The sequence below is a fragment of the Pseudomonas sp. genome (assembly GCF_040514055.1).
GTDB lineage: Bacteria > Pseudomonadota > Gammaproteobacteria > Pseudomonadales > Pseudomonadaceae > Aquipseudomonas.
In genome coordinates this window covers 193,757-211,445 of sequence record NZ_JBEVDL010000066.1, presented here as the reverse complement: position 1 = coordinate 211,445, position 17,689 = coordinate 193,757, and the positions used below count along the sequence as shown (strand labels likewise).

Here is a 17,689-nt window from a genome sequence, read left to right as displayed (position 1 = left end):
CCGGACTGACGCTTGCCGTTAGTGTCCAGGCCGCTGGCACCGTGCATATTTATAACTGGTCGGACTACATCGGCGAGACCACTCTGGCCGACTTCCAGAAAGAGACCGGAATCAAACCGGTCTACGACGTCTTCGACTCCAACGAAACCCTTGAAGGCAAGCTGTTGGCCGGCCGCTCCGGTTACGACCTGGTGGTGCCGAGCAATCACTTCATGGGCAAGCAGATCAAGGCTGGCGCCTTCCAGAAACTGGACAAGGCGCTGCTGCCGAACCTGAAAAACCTCGACCCGGCGTTGCTCAAGCAACTCGAGGTCAACGACCCGGGCAACCTCTACGCGGTACCCTACCTGTGGGGTACCAACGGCGTCGGCTACAACGTCGACAAGGTCAAGGCCGTGTTGGGCCTGGAGCAGATCGATTCCTGGGCCGTGCTGTTCGAGCCGGAGAACATCAAGAAACTTTCCAGCTGCGGCGTGGCCTTCTTCGACTCGGCCGACGAGATGATGCCGGCCATGCTCAACTACCTGGGCCTGGACCCCAATAGCCAGAACCCCGAGGATTACCAGAAGGCTGAAGCCAAGCTGCTGGCGGTGCGTCCCTACGTGACCTACTTCCATTCCTCCAAGTACATCGCCGACCTGGCCAACGGCGACATCTGCGTCGCCGCCGGCTTCTCGGGCGACGTGCTGCAGGCCGCCGACCGCGCCGACGAGGCCGGCAAGGGCGTGAAGATCGCCTTCGCCATTCCCAAGGAAGGCGCCAACCTGTGGTTCGACATGCTGGCCATCCCGGCCGATGCGAGCAACAGCAAGGAGGCCCACGCTTTTATCGACTACCTGCTGCAACCCGAGGTGATCGCCAAGGTCAGCGACTATGTCGGCTACGCCAACCCTAACCTGGCGGCCGGGCCGTTGATGGACCAGGCAGTGCGCAACGACGCCTCCGTCTATCCGCCCCAGGCGGTGCTGGACAAACTCTATGTGTCGGCCGAGCTGCCGCCCAAGGTTCAACGTTTGATGACCCGCAGCTGGACCAAGGTCAAGTCGGGTCAGTGATTCAAAAAGGCCCGGCCGCAGGGGCCGGGTCCTCAAAATAGTTGGGAGTTTTGGTAATGGCAGTTGCCTCCGGCGCCTACAAGAAAGCCCTCGAGGGCGACCAGCAACCCAAACAGGTGCTGGTTAAAATCGACCGGGTGACCAAGAAGTTCGACGAGACGATAGCGGTGGACGACGTGTCCCTGACTATCAACAAGGGCGAAATCTTTGCCCTGCTCGGCGGCTCGGGGTCGGGTAAGTCCACCTTGCTGCGCATGCTCGCCGGCTTCGAGCGGCCCACCGAGGGGCGGATCTACCTCGATGGCCAGGACATCACCGACCTGCCGCCCTACGAGCGGCCGATCAATATGATGTTCCAGTCCTATGCGCTGTTTCCGCACATGAGCGTGGCGGACAATATCGCCTTCGGCCTCAAGCAGGACAGCATGCCCAGGGAGCAGATCGACGCGCGGGTCGCCGAGATGCTCAAGCTGGTGCATATGACCCAGTACGCCAAGCGCAAGCCGCACCAGTTGTCCGGTGGCCAGCGGCAGCGGGTCGCCCTGGCCCGCTCCCTGGCCAAGAGCCCTAAGCTGCTGCTGCTTGACGAGCCGATGGGCGCGCTGGACAAGAAACTGCGCTCGCAGATGCAGCTGGAGCTGGTGGAAATCATCGAGCGGGTCGGCGTGACCTGCGTGATGGTGACCCACGACCAGGAAGAGGCCATGACCATGGCCCAGCGCATCGCCATCATGCACCTGGGCTGGATCGCCCAGATCGGCAGCCCGATCGACATCTACGAGACGCCGACCAGCCGCTTGGTCTGTGAATTCATCGGCAACGTCAACCTGTTCGACGGCCAGGTGGTGGACGACGCCGAGGGGCACGCGCTGATCGATTGCCCGGCCCTGGAGCGCAATATCTTTGTCGGCCACGGTGTCAGCACCTCGGTGCAGGACAAGAGCGTGACCTACGCCATCCGCCCGGAGAAACTGCTGGTCACCACCGAGCAGCCGACCTGCGAGCACAACTGGTCCCGTGGCACGGTGCACGATATCGCCTACCTGGGCGGCCACTCGGTGTTCTACGTCAAGTTGCCCAGCGGCATGATCGTCCAGTCCTTCGTCGCCAACGCCGAGCGGCGGGGCGCGCGGCCGACCTGGGACGATCAGGTATTCGTCTGGTGGGAAGACGACAGTGGCGTGGTGCTGCGCTCATGAAAATCGCCAGCCTGACCAAACGTTTACCCACCGGGCGGCACGTCGTCATCGGCGTGCCGTTTATCTGGCTGTTCCTGTTCTTCCTGCTGCCCTTCGTGATCGTGCTGAAGATCAGCTTCGCCGAAGCCGACGTGGCGATTCCGCCTTACACGGAGATCTACAGCCTGGTCGAGCAGAAACTGCAGATCATGCTCAACCTGGGCAACTACATCTTCCTCAGTGAGGATGCGTTGTACCTGCAGGCCTACCTGGGCTCGCTGCAGGTGGCGTTCTTCAGCACCCTGCTGTGCCTGTTGATCGGCTACCCGATGGCCTATGCCATCGCCCGTGCCCCCCAGGACAAGCAGATGGTGCTGTTGCTGCTGATCATGATGCCGACCTGGACCGCCATCCTGATCCGCGTCTACGCCTGGATGGGCATCCTCAGCAATAACGGTCTGCTCAACAGCGTGCTGCTGAGCCTGGGGCTGATCCACGAACCGCTGCAGATCCTCAACACCAATATCGCGGTCTATATCGGGGTGGTCTATTCGTACCTGCCCTTTATGATCCTGCCGCTCTACGCCAACCTGGTCAAACACGACCTCAGCCTGCTGGAAGCGGCGGCCGACCTGGGCGCGCGCAACCTGACCAGCTTCTGGAAGATCACCGTGCCGCTGTCGAAGAACGGCATTATCGCCGGCTGCATGCTGGTGTTTATCCCGGTGGTCGGTGAGTTCGTCATCCCCGAACTGCTCGGCGGGCCGGAGACCCTGATGATCGGCAAGGTGCTGTGGCAGGAGTTCTTCAACAACCGCGACTGGCCGGTGGCCTCGGCACTGGCGGTGGTGATGCTGGCAATCCTGATCGTGCCGATCATTCTGTTTAACCGCAGTCAGGCGAAAGAAATGGAGGGCCGGCCATGAAGCGTTTCAACTTCTCCAAGCTGATGCTGGTGCTCGGGCTGCTGTTTATCTACCTGCCCATGGTTATCCTGGTCATCTACTCGTTCAACGCCTCCAAGCTGGTGACGGTGTGGGGCGGCTGGTCGCTGAAGTGGTACGCCGGGCTGCTGGACAACAGCCAACTGATGGGCTCGGTGATGCGCTCGCTGGAGGTCGCCTGCTACACCGCGATCGCCGCGGTGGCGCTGGGCACCATGGCCGCCTTCGTGCTGACCCGGGTGACCCACTTCAAGGGCCGCACGCTGTTCGGCGGCCTGGTGACCGCGCCCTTGGTGATGCCCGAAGTGATCACCGGCCTGTCGCTGCTGCTGCTGTTCGTGGCCATGGCGCAACTGATCGGCTGGCCGGAGCAGCGGGGTCTGCTGACCATCTGGATCGCCCACACCACCTTCTGCTCGGCCTATGTGGCGGTGGTGGTGTCGGCGCGCCTGCGCGAGCTGGATATCTCCATCGAGGAGGCGGCCATGGACCTGGGCGCCAAACCCTGGAAGGTGTTCTTCCTGATCACCATCCCGATGATCGCGCCCTCGCTGGCCGCCGGCGGCATGATGTCCTTCGCCCTGTCGCTGGACGACCTGGTGCTGGCCAGCTTCGTTTCCGGACCGGGCTCCACCACCTTGCCGATGGAGGTGTTTTCCGCCGTGCGCCTGGGGGTGAAACCGGAGATCAATGCGGTCGCCAGCCTGATCCTGCTGTCGGTGTCGCTGGTCACCTTCCTGGTCTGGTTCTTCGCCCAGCGGGCCGAGGAGAACCGCAAGCGCGCGCTGCTCGAGGCCATGGAGGAAAGCACCGGTCCCGGTCGCCACAATGGCCCCGATCCACGCCGCGACCCGTCACAAGCGGTCGCCTAGTGGTGTTGGTTGGATAAAAAACGGGCCCTTCGGGGCCCGTTTTTTATCGGCGCCGTCCAGAAAAAGAAGCGCTGTGTGTGGACAGCGTCTTGCCGCCCGGGCAACAAGAGCCCTGCTCAGCGAGGGCGTAGGGTGGTCTCGGCGCGTTGTTCAGCGACAGCCCACCCTGCTCTTACGCTGCCTTCACTTCACGTTGGGCATCCTGGTGTACTGCCTTCGGCGAATACAGCCTACGTGGCCAGCGAAAATTTACACTTCAGAGGCCAGACAAATTTTCGAAGAGGTACTGTCGGAGCGCGTTGATCCAAACCACCTGATCGTCAATCGTTGCGGCAGGGTACATAGAGCGGTTTTTATCACCGGATCAAGACGCTAGACCCCGCGAGTTAATTTACAAAGTCGTTCTGCTGGGGATCGAAAATCAACACACCCTTTATCGTTCTCAGGAAATCAATCAGGTAGATGAGCTGGTTGGTAAAGTGTTGGTTGTCATCGCTGCCAATGACTAAACGAATCCGTTTTTTTATATGGGAAACTTCATGTTCAGAAGTGGCAGCTGTTTTTTTCTGGATTCCAATTGAATCCTGCTTAACCGCATCACCTTCCTCATAGCTCACGCGTACCAGCCATGACCCCCAGCGAAGAGCCAGGGTCTGGTTTTTGGCAAACGGCAATCGCTCAAACTGCAGCGAAAAATTGTTTTCGTTGCGCAAATACTCTTGGAGAGCAATGGCCAACGATTCATTGGAAACGGGCGAGGAGTCATCACTGAGTAGTGCGTACAGGGAAAATGTCATGGTTTTTCATATAGGCCGAACGATGAGGTATAAAACGCTTTAATCATGCGCGTTACCCGCCCATTTTTCTCCAGCTGAACACATTTGCCAACTTGATCAGGGCGTGTTCTTAGCGCCGCCAGGGTTGCCCTGGCCAGCCTCGGGTAAGGTTTCTTCGTATCGGCCGCGCGCTGGCCCAGCCAGCGCCGAGGCCCGTTAGTCCGCGGTGGCCTTTTTCAGCTCTTGCGGCCGGCCAGCAGCAGCGCGCCGCCGATCAGGATCGCGCCAATACCGGCCCAGATGGGAATATTGACCGTTTCCTTTTCCTGGACCGACAGCTCTAGAGGGCCGAGCTTTACTTCGTGGGTTTCCCGAGTAAAGCTGAAGCCGCCGTAGGCCAAGGCCAGAACGCCGACAATGATAAAGGCCAAGGCCGCGATTTTGATCGTACTCATGGGTGTGTTCCCTGAAATGGGGAAGCAACGTCCCCCGTACTGACACTGTGCCATGCCTGGCGGTTGGTCGCAGGATTCTCTTGCGCGGGTCGCTCACTGCCGTGGTGTGCAGGAGCCCTGTCCGCTGCTTAGGTTCGGCGACGCTTGCACGCTCACATATCGCTTGGCGGAGGGTGTCCGGCCGGTTGCCGCGGTTCGGCATCAGCGTTACCGTCGTGGCGCTGGCAGGCTGTTAATGGCGTCCATGGCCCGCAAGTTCTGCAGGCAACCACGGTATTTATTTACACAGGGATGAGAAAGATGAAGGTCGTTACCCGTTGCACGCACCGGTTGCCGTCAGCTTCCGATGTGTTTTTTGCCCTCGTGATCCTCGGCCTCCTGTTGTCGCTAAGCGGCTGTTTTACCGCTTTTACGCTCGATCGCGAGTTTTGCACCGGCGACCCCAAGGACACCTCGCTACCCTTATGTGAGCCAAAGGCGCCGGGTTAGGGCCGCCGGATGCGCCTCCTAGGGTGGCTGCTCGGCCGCTGGCTCGGGTCATTGGCGGGTCTGCTGCTGGCGGCCCAGGCGTTCTGCGCGCCGACTACACCCAATAAGCCGGACCCGCTTGTGGTGCCCGCACTGACCGGCAGCACCCCGGCTGCGGCCATCGACTCGCTGGAGCTGGTCGGCGTGGGCGTGGCAGTCGAAACCTGGCGTAACCACCCCGACTACCCCAAGGCCAACCTGTGGCAGGCCGTCCAGAACAGCCATGGCCGCTATATCGTCACGCAAGAGGCCCAGCAATACCCCAAGAACCTGCCGGAATGGCAGATGATGGCGGCCAAGCGCAACCTCGATGCGATCGATGCCGCCGTGCGTGAATTTATGGACCGTTATCCGCTGCCCATTTCCGTTGTCGCCCCGTCCTTTGGCGAAGCGGAGGTTGGCGAAGCGCGCGAGTTCAGGCGCAAGGCGAATGCCGGTGGCGTGGTGGTCACCAAGGTCTCCGGCAAATACACCGATACGGGGTCCTTCCGCGAACTGCTGACCCAAAGTGGGCGGGTGGTGGATTCCTATCTCCACGACGAGCCCGATCTGCTGTGGCAACGTCTGTTCGCCACTGTCGAGCAGCAGACGGACCTTCCGGCACTCGCCGTGCACGCCAAGGACAGTGCCATGCACCGTGCCTTGAGTTTTATCCGAAGCGATCCCCCCCGCTACGAAAAACTGGCCGCCGAGCAGGTGTACCGGCCCAAACAGGCGGACGTGATCAGCGACAGCTACGCCATGCTGGTGCTGGCCCAGCGTGCGCGGGTCGAGCGCTTGCGCCCGTTCGCGCCGTTCGTCAAGGACACCATGGTGGTCAAGAACCGCGGCGGCCGCTTCTCGCGCAACTGGTCGGAATTTGCCGGCTGGAAAAAAGCCCCGCCCACGCCTTATGTGCCGACCCGCTACCTGGCGGTGCCCTGGACGCCCTTCCAAATCGAGCAATTCGATCGTTTGGAACACCAGGGCACGTTGCACCGCCCGCAGGTCGTGTCCTACCTGGATGCCGACGGCAAGCCAGTCGACGCGGCGCAGCGGACTGCACGCCTGCAAAGGGCGCTGCGCGCGGCGCTCGAGCCCCTGGACGGCAAACTGCCGGAACGGGTCTTTTACGACTATGGCAGCGGCTGGGGCGACCGTGACGGCAAGGCTCGCTTTGCGCCGTTGGTGCAAGCGGTGCAGGCAGTCGATGCCGGGTTCGACCTGGTCGACTCCCGGCACGGCTTCGACCTGGCGCAGATCCTGGGCGACACCGGGGCGGCCAGCGCCTTTGTCGGGGTCGCGCTGGCGTCCATGGCCGGCAAGCAGAGCGGCGGGGCGACCCTGGTGGCCAACCTGCGGCGCAACGATGGCGCCACCTTGCTGCTGGTCACGCCCCCCTCGGCCGAGCAGATCGCGCGGGATGCGGCCATCACCCGTCCGCATTTTCCATCGACCAAAGGGGTCAGGGATACCTTCTGAGGGGCTGCCCCATGTACTGCGACCGGGCGATGCGCGTTATTTTTCCAGGCCCGGATCTGTCCGCCTGTACCTCGTGGTCGGAACAGCGGCAGCTCGGCATGGCCGCGCAGCGCTATCCGGTTTATGTCCGCGGGGACCGGGCGTGCAGGTTGCCAGAACGGGCCAGAGTGTTCGGGGTCGGTGTTCGGGCCAGGGATTCAGGCGATTGGGCGCTGGCCGGTCGAAGCCATCAGCGGTCATAGGTCTCCAGCAGTTTATTGCGAAACTTGTTGCCGGGGTCCAGGCGTTTTTTCAGGGCGAAAAATTCCGGGGCGCGTGGGTAGGCGGCAAGGAACTGCGCCTGGCTGGCGTGCAGCTGATAGGGCAGGTAATAACGCCCCTGATGGGCTAGGGCGGCATCGATCAGCTCACGGGTCCAGGCGCCCACCGCGGCGCGCTCGGCAGCGCTGGTGCCCTGGCGGTAGTAGATCACCAGGGCGAAGACCTCCTCGGGGGCCCAGGCCAGTAGGGTGCCGGGGTCGGCCCTGGCATGGCGAATGGACACGTTCAGCACGTTGGCGCCGTGCCGCTGGAGAATCTCGGCCATCTGCGCGATAAAGGCTTCCAGCTGCGCCGGAGGTACGAAGTACTCCTCCAGCGCGTAGCTGAAGTCTGCGCCGGACAAGGGCTCCAGCTCGCGCACATCGAGGCTGGCCTCATGATTGCGCCACTGCACCTGGTCGCCGCGGTAGAGCAACGGGTCGAGCAGCGCCTCGCGCAGGCCACGCCCTGCGGCGGAGCCGGCGACCAGCTTGATCGCCAGTTGCTGGCGGCGGTAGTCGCGGTCGTCCGGCACCAGGCGCTCCGGCTCGGTCAGCGCCGCCTCGGTCTGCAGGTAGGACACCGCGCGCACCCGGTCATAGGCGCCGGGATAGAGCACGCCGTTGTGCAGCAGCACCTGGGGGTTGTCGCGCACCTGGGTGAAAAAATAGTCGCGGTAGGCACTCAGTGGCATGACCTCGCTGTGGCGTGCGATGCGGCTATTGGGCTGCAGCGCCAATGTGGCCTCGACTATGACGCCCAGGCCGCCGTAACCGCCGATGGCGCCGTAGAACAGCTCGCTGTTGTGCGTGGGGCTGGCGGTGACGAGCTGGCCGTCGGCCAGGACCACACGGATCGAGCGCACCGACAGCACCATGGGGCCCTGGCCGACGTAACGGCCATGCACATTGACCGACAGCGAGCCACCGACGGTGAAGTTGGCGTAGGACTGCATGATCTGTGGCGACAGGTCGTGGGGGTCGAGGTAGTCCAGCAGCTTGCGCCAGGTGATACCGGCCTGCACCCGCACCTCGCGCCGCTCCGGGCAGAACGCCAGGACCTGGTCGAAGCGGCGCATGTCCAGTTGCAGCGCGCCGTCGCTGGCGGTCTGCCCGCCCATGCTGTAACGCCCACCGCCGATGGCGATCGGTCCCGGGTGCTGGCGCACCGCCTCGACTATCTGCTCCAGGCGGGTGGGGGCCAACACTTGGGCCACCTCGATCGGGTTGAGTCCGGTGATGTCATTGACGGTTTCGGCCTGCACCAACCAGGGGTGCAGGGCCAGGCCACAGAGCAGTAACAGACGCGCGAACATGCAGGTCTCCAGCGAGGGGGTCGCAGGCGAAAGGTGGATAGAGGCCGCCAGGCTGAAACGCGCAGCCCGGTTGGCGCCGATCGCCGCGCCGGGGTGCCCGGCGCGGGGTCAGGTCAGGGGCTGGGCAGCAGGCGCAGGGTCGACCGGGTATGGGCGGCCACATCGTCTTCGCCGCTGTGCTGGGGCTGGTAGCGACCCTGGATATAGTCCGCGGCCTGGTCGGCGTAGTGGGCGTCGAACAGCACGCCGCTCTGGCCCACCGGGTTGATGCCCAGGCTCTGGTCCGGTTGGGCGAAATCGATCAGGCGCCGGGTCGAGGGACCGTAGATCACCGACCAGGGTGCCGGGCCGACGACGTGGGACAGGTTGTTCGGTGTCTCGTGGCTGCCGGGCGCGGGGAAAGGGCCAACGTTGAACAGCCGGTCCAGGGGTTTTTGCTGGCCCAGCGGGTGGCCGTGGGTCAGTTGATGGGCCTGGCCCCAGGTCCAGCGCGAGCGGTCGCTGCCGAGCGTACGGTCCAGGTGCGCCAGGCTGGCCCGCCAGGCCTGCCTGAGGGTGTCGGCGCGGCTTTCCCGGGCCTCGGTGGTGCGGTCGTCCCACCAGGGCGAGTTTGCGTCGGCGGTCAGGCGCGGCAGGGTCGCATCCAGCACCCGGGTGTTGAGCAGGTTGTCGAAAAAGGCCGGGCCCAGTTCGTCGGCCATGGCCGCCTGGCCCAGCTGGTAGAGCAGCTGGTTGAACAGGGTCGGTACGGTCTCGTCGATTCGGTGATCGCCGTCCCAGCCGGCCAATTGTTCCACCAGGGCGCGCTCGCCGTCATTGCCGGCCGCGGCGCGTAGCTCGTCGAGGATCGGTGCCAGGACTCGCTGGGCGTAGCCGCTGCCGCTGTCCAGTTGCAGCGCCTGGCTGTTCTGCAGGTCCCATTTCACACCGGGTTCGGCCAGGCGCTGGTCCAAACGAAGAGCGCGGTCCGCCAGGTTGTAGTAGCCAGGGATGGCGATGCCGCTGTCCGGCACGGGCTGGTGGTTGGCCGAGAGGATGTAACCGCGCGGTGGGTTCTCTTCCTGGGGGTTGTCGCTAAAGGGGTGGTAGCCCAGCTTGTCGGCCTCGCCCGTGGCGCCATCGAGGATAAAGGCCGGGTTGACCCCGGCCGGGCGCCGGGGCAGCAGCGCCGCGGCCCACCAGCCGATATCGCCACTGGCATTGGCCCACAGCACGTTCAGGCCCGGTGACTGGATCTTCTCCACCGCGGCGCGGGCCTTGTCCAGACTGTCGGCGCGGTTGAGCTGGTAAAAGCCGTCGAGCAACGGGTTCTCGGTTTCCAGGAAGGCCCACCACATGGCGATGGGCGTGCTGCCCGCGGTGGCGCCCAACGCATCGTTGATGATCGGCCCGTGGGGCGAACGGCGCAGGGTCAGCTCGACCGGCTCGGCGTCCTTGACCAGGATACGCTCCTGGCGACTTTGCAGGTCGACCCACTGTCCCTGGTATTTCACCTGGTTGGGGTTGGCCGGATTGAGGGTTTCGGCGACCAGATCGAGGTCGTCGTTCTGGAACATGGTGATGCTCCAGCCGAAGGTCGGCGTGTGGCCGAGGGAGGCCACCGGGTTGAGCGCCTGGTGATGCCCGTACAGCTCGAAGCCCGGGGCCGACAGCTGCGCCTCGTACCAGACCGCGGGCGCCGCGAAGCGGATATGCGGGTCGCCCGCCAGCAGCGGCTTGCCACTGGCGGTTCGGCCGCCGCCGATCACCCAGGCGTTGCTGCCCTCGAATTGCGGCAGGCCGGCGTCGACCAGGGCCTGGTGACTGAGCCGCGCCAGGGCATTCAGGTCCTGCCAGTCGCCGCCGCTCAGCGCTGTTTTGCCCAGCACCCCGTCGGGCTGCCACTCGAGGGCGAAGACCTTCAGGTACTCGGCGCCGAGGCTGTCGCGCACATGGCTGAGCACCGGCTCGGTGCGAAAGGCCGCGGCAAAGCTGTAGGCCATGTAACCGGCGACGCTCAAGGTGTCCTCGGCGGTAAAGGGTCGCTTGGGGATGCCCAGCAGGTCGAATTCCAGCGGCGCCGGATGGCTTTGCTGGTACTGGTTGATGCCGTCCAGGTAGGACTGCAGCGCCCGGGTGCCGGGGCTGGCGGGGTCGAGTGTGCGGGCATAGGCATCGGCATGGGCGCGGATGCCCAGGGTGCGAAAAAACCGGTCGGTCGCCAGCAGCTTGGCCCCCAGCACCTCGGCCAGTTCGCCACGGGCCAGGCGGCGCATCATTTCCATCTGGAACAGGCGGTCCTGGGCATGCACGTAGCCCAGCGCGCGGTACAGGTCCGCCTCGTTCTCCGCGCGGATATGCGGCACGCCACGTTCGTCGTAGCGCACCTGGACCGGCGCCTGCAGGCCGGCCAATGGCTGTTCGCCGGCACGCTGCGGCTGTTTGCCGTGCAGGTACCAGGTGCCGCCGGCCAAGGTGGCGGCAACGGCCAGTGCCAGTAGCGTCAGGCTGCGTTTCATGGGGAGGTCCTTGTCGTCAGGGAGCGTCGGTAGCCGGTCTGTCCCATTCTGCGCGGCCCAGGGGCGAGTCGCATTGACTAAAGACTCGCCAGCTGCAAGTCTTTGGTCAATTTTGCGGAGCCCTCAATGCAGATCTCACCCGGCAACGCCGCGGCGCTGACCCACTCACCGACCTTGCGCCGCTTGCTCTACGAGGCCCTCGCCGAGCTCGGACTGGACCCCACCGATACCTATCGGCGCGCCTACCAGGGCATGCCGGTGCAGGCGCTGCTGATCGACGGGCGCGAGGGGCACGACAACGCGCCGCTGTTCTGGCAGGCCCTGCCGGGGCTCAGTGGCGATGCCGATATCGGCTTGCACCTGGCCGAGGTGATGGTGCCGCGACCGCTGGACGTGGTGGGGTATCTGCTGTTGGCCAGCCAGGATCTGCAGCAGGCGCTGGAGAGCTTCGTGCGTTTTCAGCACATCCTCTCCGGTGGGTTCGCCGCCGTCCTGCAGCCGCGCGGCGAGCGGGTGGCGTTGGTGCTGGACCTGAATTATCGCGGCCTGGCCTCCTTGCGCCAACAGATGGAGTGCCTGGCGCTGTTGGTCATCAAGCTGCTGGCCAGCGTCACGGACGGCGATTTCCGCCTGCTGGGCCTGGAGTTCCGCCATGCCGCGCCGCGCCGGCTGACCGAGCACCGCCGGCTGTTCGGCCTGACGCCGCAGTTCGAGCAGCCCCACGATGCGCTGATCTTCCCGGCGGCGCTGCTGCAGCGACCTTCGCGCAGCGGCCATCCGCGGCTGTTCGCCCTGCTCAGCCAGGAAGCCGAGCGCGAACTGGCCGAGCTGGCGGAAAACCAGCTGAGTAACCGGGTGCGCTACTGGTTGACGCTCAACCTGGGGCAGCGAACCTGTACCCTGCGGGCCTGCGCCGAGGGCTTGTCACTGGGCGCGGGGGCCCTGCAGCGCGGCCTGGCGCAGCAGGGCGGAAGTTTTCGCGGCCTGCATGACGAGGTGCGGCGCCAGCGTGCGCTGGAGTTGCTCGGCGCCGGTCAGGCCATTCGGGAGGTCGCCCGCCGCTGCGGTTTCGCCGAGCTGTCGCCGTTTTACCGGGCCTTTCGCCGATGGTATGGCCATACGCCACAAGTCATGCGGCAACGTGACCGGGCGATGCCTTCGTGCGGTTCAGGGATGGACTAGCCTGTAACGGTCGGTTGCGGGAGCTGTCCATGCGAAATCTGTGTTGCGGTGTTGTCCTGAGCCTGTGCGGCAGCCTGCTGCAGGCTGCGCCCGCGCCGGTGCAGATCTGCATCGGCAATTCCAACGAGTGGGCCCCGTTCACCTACTGGGAACGCAAGGACGGTCAGCCCGACCGCGAGCAACTCACCGGCTCGGCGACCACCCTGGTGCTCGGTGCGCTGAAAACCCTCAAGCTGGACTACCAGATCACTTACCTGCCCTGGGCCCGGGTGCAGCGCGAGCTCGCCGAGTTCGCCCGTGACGGCCGTTGCGAGCTGACCTGGGACGCCAGCTACAAAGCCGAGCGGGCTGAATATGCCTATTACAGCGTGGTGCTCTATCAGACTCGCTTGGGCCTGTTCTACTCGCCCCAGCGCTTTCAGCAACCGCCGATGCTGAACGGCGAGGGCAGCAAGGATGGCTTGGCGCGCTACCACGTGTGCGGCGTGATTGGTTACAACTACGCACCCTTTGTCCTGGCGGACGAGCCCGAGCTGTTCCCCTCGGTGCAGCAGAACCTGGACCTGTTGGCCCGCCAGCGCTGCGATTTTTTCCCCAGTGAAATCGAACCGTTGTACGGCGGCCTGGCCGTCGGCGCCTACCGGACCGAGTCCGAGCTGCGGTATCTGGCGTTGCCGGCGGTCAAGCGCTTTTACGTGCTGGTCAGCAAGGGCTCGCCGCGCGCCGAACGGCTGCTCAGCCAACTTAACCAGGTGTTGATCCAGCAGCAGGAAAGCGGCGAGGCGGAGCAGGTGTTGCAGCGCTTCCTGCAGCTGCAGCCGCACTGAGGTCGCTCACGGCTCGGCGTTTTGCCAGGCACAGAAACAGCCGACCGCCAGGGTATGGGTGGCCGTGACCCGCCGCCCCTGCCGCAGTGCCTCGAGCACCGGCTCGATAAAGCTGTTGCTCGAGTTGCAAACGGCGCCCTCGCTGTAGGGGCCGAAATAGGCCAGCGCGCCGTCCCTGTCCCAGATCGCCACGGCTGGACTGGCGGGTAATTGTTCGCTGCCGGGCAAGGCGGGCAGCGGCTCCATGGCCTGCAGGGTGACGGGCAGCTGGCCCTGGCTGCCGGGCTTTTGTACCCCGTAGAACTTAACGCCCTGGTCGGCAAAACGTTCGACCAGCTCCGCCAGGTGCTGCTGGTTGCCGACGTTGCAGGGGCAGGCCGGGTCCCAGAAGTGCACCAGGCGGATCGGACCCGGCCCGGCGAGGCGCTCGGGCAGGCGCAGCGGCTCGCCGCTGAACAGGGTGGGCTGGTCGCTGAAGGCGCGGATATAACGGGCCTGGTACCAGGCATAGGCCTGCCACAGGCCGGCAGCGCCGAGCAGCAGGACCAGGCCGAGCACCAGGGGTTTTGCAGGGGGCATAAAGATCCGTTCGACAAGGGGCGGTCGCAGCGTGCGGCACTGCCGGGCGCCAGTGTGCCACGGCCTCCGGCGCAGCTGAACCGCGGCGCGCTGCCGCCGCGCCCGCAAAAGCCTGTAGGATATTGCGCTCACCAGCGGAACGCCCTTATGCCACAGCCTTTTGAGTCCGAGACCCTGCGTAGCCGCCTGCGACCCCTGGTCGCAGCCGCGGTCGAGCTGCCGGAGGTGCAGGCCTATCGCGCTTTTTACGGACTCGATCTGCCCGGCAAACACCCCGGCGTGGAGCATCGACTGGGCAGTGTGGAGGTCGGTGGTTATCAGGTCGTGGCCCAGGCATGGTGGCCGCCGCAGCCCAAGGCCACGCTGCTGCTGATGCACGGTTATTACGACCATATCGGCCTGTACCGGCATGTCGTGGATTGGGCCTTGAGCATGGGCTTTGCCGTGCTGGCCTGCGACCTGCCGGGGCACGGGCTGTCCAGCGGGGTGCGGGCCAGCATCGGCGAATTCGCCGAGTACCAGCTCGTGCTCAAGGCGCTGCTCGGCGAGGCCGCGGCCCTGCAGCTGCCGCAGCCCTGGCACCTGTGTGGGCAGAGCACCGGCGGCGCGATTGTATTGGATCACCTGCTGACCGGTGAGCCGGCGGCCGCGCTGGGTCAGACCATCCTGCTGGCGCCCCTGGTGCGACCGCGGGCCTGGGGCTGGTCGAGGCTCAGTTACCAGCTGGTCAGGGCCTTTGTCGACGCCATTCCCCGGCGCTTCAGCGAGAACTCCAACGATGTCGAGTTCCTCCGTTTCGTCGCCCAGGACGACCCGCTGCAGCCGCGCAATCTGCCCACCGCCTGGGTCGGCGCGCTGTCGCGCTGGGTGCCGCATATCGAGTCCGCGCCCCGCAGCCTGCGCAGCCCGTTGATCGTCCAGGGCGACGCCGACCTGACCGTGGATTGGCGGCATAACCTCGAGGTGCTGCGCGACAAGTTCGCCGCGCCCGAGGTGCTGATGCTGCCGGGGGCGCGCCATCATTTGGCGAACGAGTCACCGGAGCTGCGCGAGCGTTACTTTCGCTTTCTCAGCGAGCGCCTGGGCTGATCGATCAGCCCTTGCCCTTGGTTCGGGTCAGGTGCGGTCCGCCGTTCTTTTCCAGGTACTGGATGATCATGCCGGCGACGTCCTTGCCGGTGGTGGTCTCGATCCCTTCCAGGCCGGGCGAGGAGTTGACCTCCATCACCAGCGGCCCGTGATTGGAGCGCAAAATGTCCACGCCGGCCACGCTCAGGCCCATCACCTTGGCCGCGCGAATGGCGGTCATGCGTTCCTCCGGAGTGACCTTGATCAGGCTGGCGGTGCCGCCGCGGTGCAGGTTGGAGCGAAACTCACCGGGCTTGGCCTGGCGTTTCATCGCGGCGATCACCTTGTCGCCGACCACGAAGCAGCGGATATCCGCGCCGCCGGCTTCCTGGATGTACTCCTGGACCATGATGTCCTGCTTGAGGCCCATAAAGGCCTCGATCACCGATTCGGCCGCCGTGGCCGTCTCGCACAGGACCACGCCGATGCCCTGGGTGCCTTCCAGCACCTTGATCACCAGGGGGGCGCCATTGACCATCTGGATCAGGTCGGCGATGTCGTCCGGGGAGTGGGCGAAACCGGTCACCGGCAGACCGATGCCACGCCGTGATAGCAGTTGCAGCGAGCGCAGCTTGTCCCGCGAGCGAGCGATGGCCACCGATTCGTTGAGCGGGAACACGCCCATCATCTCGAACTGGCGCAGCACCGCGCAGCCATAGAAGGTCACCGAGGCGCCGATGCGCGGAATCACCGCGTCGAAGCCTTCCAGGGGTTTGCCCCGGTAGTGGATCTGCGGCTTGTGGCTGGCGATGTTCATATAGGCGCGCAGGGTGTCGATCACCACCATCTCATGGCCGCGTTGCCCGCCGGCCTCGACCAGGCGGCGAGTGGAATACAGCCGCGGGTTTCGCGACAACACAGCGATCTTCATGCAACACCTGTAACGGAAGAAGTGGACGCCGGGATGCCCGGTTTGTCCTGGATATAGGAAAGCGCCGGATTGACTACCAGCTGGCCATCGATCAGCGCCTTGGCGCCGATCAGCAGACGGTAGCGCATGGCCTTGCGGCAGGTCAGGGTAAAGTCCACCGCCCAGGCCCGGTCGCCGAGCGCCAGGCCGGTGCGGATGACGTAGCGCACCTGGGCATGGCCGTTGGAGCTCTTGATGGTCTTGATCGCCACCAGCGGCGCTTCGCAGCGCCGATGGCGCAGCTGCACCAGGGTGCCCAGGTGGGCGGTGAAGCGCACCCAGCGCTGGCCGTCGCGCTCGAACTGGACGATCTCGGTGGCGTGCAGGCTGGAGGTACTGGCGCCGGTATCGATCTTGGCCCGCAGCCCGGCCACGCCCAGGTCGGGCAGGGCAATCCATTCACGCAGGCCGATGACCGTGAGTTGATCGAAAGTCTTCAATACGGGCTTTCCGAATAAGGTGCCGGCATTCTAGTCGCAGCTTATGACAACTGCATCCGCCCCCCGTGCGGACGCTCGGCTGGCGTGGTCAGGCTGTGGACCGGTTGGCGGCCTAGGGGCTGTGGACACAACCCGCATTGCCGCGCAGAAGCTGGTTTTGAAACCCGACTCGCGATGAAACGGGCCGTCGGCGGCTTCAGAACGAACAACGAGTCATCGCTTATCGCAGCAAAACAGGCCCTGGAGCGGTTTCAGTCCTCGAGCAGGCGTTTGGGGTGCATGCCGTCGACGAAGCCCATAAAGGGCGCATGGATGCTGTAACCGAGCATGCGCTGCAGGTGCGGGCTGCAGCCTTTGGCCCGCGCGCGCGACACCGACAGGCTGAAGTTCTCCTGCTGGCGGCACCAGGGCGCGCAGTACTGCGCGGTGATGCCCAGGCGTGCCGCCTGGCTGCGGTTGGCGCCGCCGCCATGCCAGAGGGTGCCGATGAAAAACAGCAGCGAGCCGGCCGGCATCAGTGCCGGAGTCAACTGGCCGAGCTCCTCGGCGCGGGGCGTCCGTTCCCCCCAGCGGTGGCTGCCGGGGATCAGCTGGGTGGCGCCATTTTCGGCGGTGAAATCGTCCAGCGCCCACACCGTGGCGGCGCCCAGGGGCACACGCGGACGGGGCACTGGGTAAAACGCGTCGTCGTGGTGCAGCGGTTGCGCCGCCTCGCCGGGGAGGATATTGATCGCCTGCAGCTGCGAGAGCAGGTAGTTGGGTTGTAGCAGGCGGTCGAGCAACGCCAGCACCAAGGGGTGCTCCACCAGCGGGTTGCAGACCTGGGTTTTCTCGATCACCCCGTACAGGCGCTGGGTGGCCAGGCCCTCGAAATTATTGCGCCCGGGCTGCTGCAGGCGCGGCAGAATATCGTCGCGAATTTCCCGCAGCTGCGCGTCGTCAAGCAGGCCGGGAATGATCAGGTAACCCTGGCGGTCGAGGTCCTGCAACAAGGGTTCGAGCTGGGCGGTGGGCACCGGCGGCTGGCTGCCGGCATCGGAGCGGTAGGTGCCGGCCAGTTCGGTATGGCTGTATTCCCGGTAATCCTTCACTAAGATGGGCATCGAACGCTCCTCGCCAATGGGCTGCTGTCAGCAGTATTCGCATGATTGGCCGGGGCGCCAGGGCACTGGCCGGCGTGGCGCCGGAATATGCCGATATGCCTGGGTTTTCTTTTGGTTTTCTACACTGGCGAGCGGTAA

General features: G+C 64.9%; 16 protein-coding genes. 8 read left to right on the top strand and 8 right to left on the bottom strand.

What is annotated here, in order from left to right:
- From ABWY06_RS17375 to ABWY06_RS17360, 4 genes are all read left to right on the top strand, one after another.
- Nucleotides 1-1,055 (top strand): polyamine ABC transporter substrate-binding protein (locus tag ABWY06_RS17375; RefSeq protein WP_353926827.1); only part of this gene is annotated, 1,055 nt, incomplete at its 5' end.
- A 56-nt stretch (nt 1,056-1,111) separates the two neighbouring features.
- Nucleotides 1,112-2,254, top strand: a complete 1,143-nt coding sequence (locus ABWY06_RS17370; RefSeq protein ID WP_353926826.1) for an ABC transporter ATP-binding protein — start codon at nt 1,112-1,114, stop codon at nt 2,252-2,254.
- The gene (locus tag ABWY06_RS17365; protein ID WP_353926825.1) at nt 2,251-3,159 is read left to right on the top strand and encodes an ABC transporter permease subunit; all 909 of its coding nucleotides are present in this window, start codon (nt 2,251-2,253) and stop codon (nt 3,157-3,159) included. The genes ABWY06_RS17370 and ABWY06_RS17365 overlap by 4 nt, the downstream gene beginning before the upstream one ends.
- The gene (locus ABWY06_RS17360; protein ID WP_353926824.1) at nt 3,156-4,049 is read left to right on the top strand and encodes an ABC transporter permease subunit; all 894 of its coding nucleotides are present in this window, start codon (nt 3,156-3,158) and stop codon (nt 4,047-4,049) included. Before ABWY06_RS17365 ends, ABWY06_RS17360 begins: the two co-directional genes overlap by 4 nt.
- A gap of 386 nt (nt 4,050-4,435) precedes the next feature.
- Here ABWY06_RS17360 and ABWY06_RS17355 read toward each other — a convergent pair whose 3' ends face one another.
- Together ABWY06_RS17355 and ABWY06_RS17350 are read right to left on the bottom strand one after the other, a co-directional pair.
- Nucleotides 4,436-4,846, bottom strand: a complete 411-nt coding sequence (locus ABWY06_RS17355) for a hypothetical protein (RefSeq protein WP_353926823.1) — start codon at nt 4,844-4,846, stop codon at nt 4,436-4,438.
- A gap of 215 nt (nt 4,847-5,061) precedes the next feature.
- Nucleotides 5,062-5,280 (bottom strand): hypothetical protein, encoded by a 219-nt coding sequence (locus ABWY06_RS17350; RefSeq protein WP_353926822.1) that lies wholly within the window; start codon nt 5,278-5,280, stop codon nt 5,062-5,064.
- A 498-nt stretch (nt 5,281-5,778) separates the two neighbouring features.
- Between ABWY06_RS17350 and ABWY06_RS17345 the strand changes: the two genes are divergently transcribed.
- Nucleotides 5,779-7,269, top strand: coding sequence for a type VI lipase adapter Tla3 domain-containing protein (locus tag ABWY06_RS17345; RefSeq protein ID WP_353926821.1), 1,491 nt, complete (start codon nt 5,779-5,781; stop codon nt 7,267-7,269).
- Between the two features lie 229 nt (nt 7,270-7,498).
- Here the strand turns inward: ABWY06_RS17345 and ABWY06_RS17340 are convergent, their stop codons facing one another.
- Nucleotides 7,499-8,884 carry an FAD-binding oxidoreductase gene (locus ABWY06_RS17340; RefSeq protein WP_353926820.1) on the bottom strand — a complete coding sequence of 462 codons (1,386 nt, stop codon included), beginning with the start codon at nt 8,882-8,884 and terminating at the stop codon, nt 7,499-7,501.
- Between the two features lie 113 nt (nt 8,885-8,997).
- Entirely contained in the window at nt 8,998-11,382 is a 2,385-nt protein-coding gene (locus ABWY06_RS17335; RefSeq protein ID WP_353926819.1) for a penicillin acylase family protein, read from the bottom strand.
- Nucleotides 11,383-11,508: 126 nt separating this feature from the next.
- Between ABWY06_RS17335 and ABWY06_RS17330 the strand changes: the two genes are divergently transcribed.
- On the top strand, nt 11,509-12,564 hold the full coding sequence (locus ABWY06_RS17330; RefSeq protein WP_353926818.1) for an AraC family transcriptional regulator: 1,056 nt from the start codon (nt 11,509-11,511) through the stop codon (nt 12,562-12,564).
- 29 nt (nt 12,565-12,593) lie between these two features.
- Nucleotides 12,594-13,391: a substrate-binding periplasmic protein gene (locus tag ABWY06_RS17325; RefSeq protein WP_353926817.1), complete on the top strand. Its 798-nt coding sequence runs from the start codon at nt 12,594-12,596 to the stop codon at nt 13,389-13,391.
- Nucleotides 13,392-13,397: 6 nt separating this feature from the next.
- Here the strand turns inward: ABWY06_RS17325 and ABWY06_RS17320 are convergent, their stop codons facing one another.
- Complete coding sequence (locus ABWY06_RS17320; protein WP_353926816.1) at nt 13,398-13,970, bottom strand: DUF6436 domain-containing protein; 573 nt, start codon at nt 13,968-13,970, stop codon at nt 13,398-13,400.
- 147 nt (nt 13,971-14,117) lie between these two features.
- Between ABWY06_RS17320 and bipL the strand changes: the two genes are divergently transcribed.
- A complete protein-coding gene (bipL, locus tag ABWY06_RS17315; RefSeq protein WP_353926815.1) occupies nt 14,118-15,059 on the top strand; it encodes a phospholipase BipL in 942 nt (313 codons plus the stop codon).
- A gap of 4 nt (nt 15,060-15,063) precedes the next feature.
- Here the strand turns inward: bipL and rimK are convergent, their stop codons facing one another.
- The 3 genes from rimK to ABWY06_RS17300 all read right to left on the bottom strand — a co-directional run bounded on the left by rimK (nt 15,064) and on the right by ABWY06_RS17300 (nt 17,551).
- Nucleotides 15,064-15,969, bottom strand: a complete 906-nt coding sequence (gene rimK / locus ABWY06_RS17310) for a 30S ribosomal protein S6--L-glutamate ligase (RefSeq protein WP_353926814.1) — start codon at nt 15,967-15,969, stop codon at nt 15,064-15,066.
- Entirely contained in the window at nt 15,966-16,448 is a 483-nt protein-coding gene (rimB, locus tag ABWY06_RS17305) for a retropepsin-like aspartic endopeptidase RimB (RefSeq protein ID WP_353926813.1), read from the bottom strand. Before rimB ends, rimK begins: the two co-directional genes overlap by 4 nt.
- A 251-nt stretch (nt 16,449-16,699) precedes the next feature.
- Nucleotides 16,700-17,551 carry a phytanoyl-CoA dioxygenase family protein gene (locus tag ABWY06_RS17300; RefSeq protein WP_353926812.1) on the bottom strand — a complete coding sequence of 284 codons (852 nt, stop codon included), beginning with the start codon at nt 17,549-17,551 and terminating at the stop codon, nt 16,700-16,702.
- Nucleotides 17,552-17,689 lie beyond the last annotated feature (138 nt).

Bases quoted from the DNA above. Each gene is read 5' to 3' on its own strand.
- ABWY06_RS17370 (WP_353926826.1), top strand. From the start codon at position 1,112: ATGGCAGTTGCCTCCGGCGCCTACAAGAAAGCCCTCGAGGGCGACCAG.
- ABWY06_RS17365 (WP_353926825.1), top strand. From the start codon at position 2,251: ATGAAAATCGCCAGCCTGACCAAACGTTTACCCACCGGGCGGCACGTC.
- ABWY06_RS17360 (WP_353926824.1), top strand. From the start codon at position 3,156: ATGAAGCGTTTCAACTTCTCCAAGCTGATGCTGGTGCTCGGGCTGCTG.
- ABWY06_RS17355 (WP_353926823.1), bottom strand. From the start codon at position 4,846: ATGACATTTTCCCTGTACGCACTACTCAGTGATGACTCCTCGCCCGTT.
- ABWY06_RS17350 (WP_353926822.1), bottom strand. From the start codon at position 5,280: ATGAGTACGATCAAAATCGCGGCCTTGGCCTTTATCATTGTCGGCGTT.
- ABWY06_RS17345 (WP_353926821.1), top strand. From the start codon at position 5,779: ATGCGCCTCCTAGGGTGGCTGCTCGGCCGCTGGCTCGGGTCATTGGCG.
- ABWY06_RS17340 (WP_353926820.1), bottom strand. From the start codon at position 8,884: ATGTTCGCGCGTCTGTTACTGCTCTGTGGCCTGGCCCTGCACCCCTGG.
- ABWY06_RS17335 (WP_353926819.1), bottom strand. From the start codon at position 11,382: ATGAAACGCAGCCTGACGCTACTGGCACTGGCCGTTGCCGCCACCTTG.
- ABWY06_RS17330 (WP_353926818.1), top strand. From the start codon at position 11,509: ATGCAGATCTCACCCGGCAACGCCGCGGCGCTGACCCACTCACCGACC.
- ABWY06_RS17325 (WP_353926817.1), top strand. From the start codon at position 12,594: ATGCGAAATCTGTGTTGCGGTGTTGTCCTGAGCCTGTGCGGCAGCCTG.
- ABWY06_RS17320 (WP_353926816.1), bottom strand. From the start codon at position 13,970: ATGCCCCCTGCAAAACCCCTGGTGCTCGGCCTGGTCCTGCTGCTCGGC.
- bipL (WP_353926815.1), top strand. From the start codon at position 14,118: ATGCCACAGCCTTTTGAGTCCGAGACCCTGCGTAGCCGCCTGCGACCC.
- rimK (WP_353926814.1), bottom strand. From the start codon at position 15,969: ATGAAGATCGCTGTGTTGTCGCGAAACCCGCGGCTGTATTCCACTCGC.
- ABWY06_RS17300 (WP_353926812.1), bottom strand. From the start codon at position 17,551: ATGCCCATCTTAGTGAAGGATTACCGGGAATACAGCCATACCGAACTG.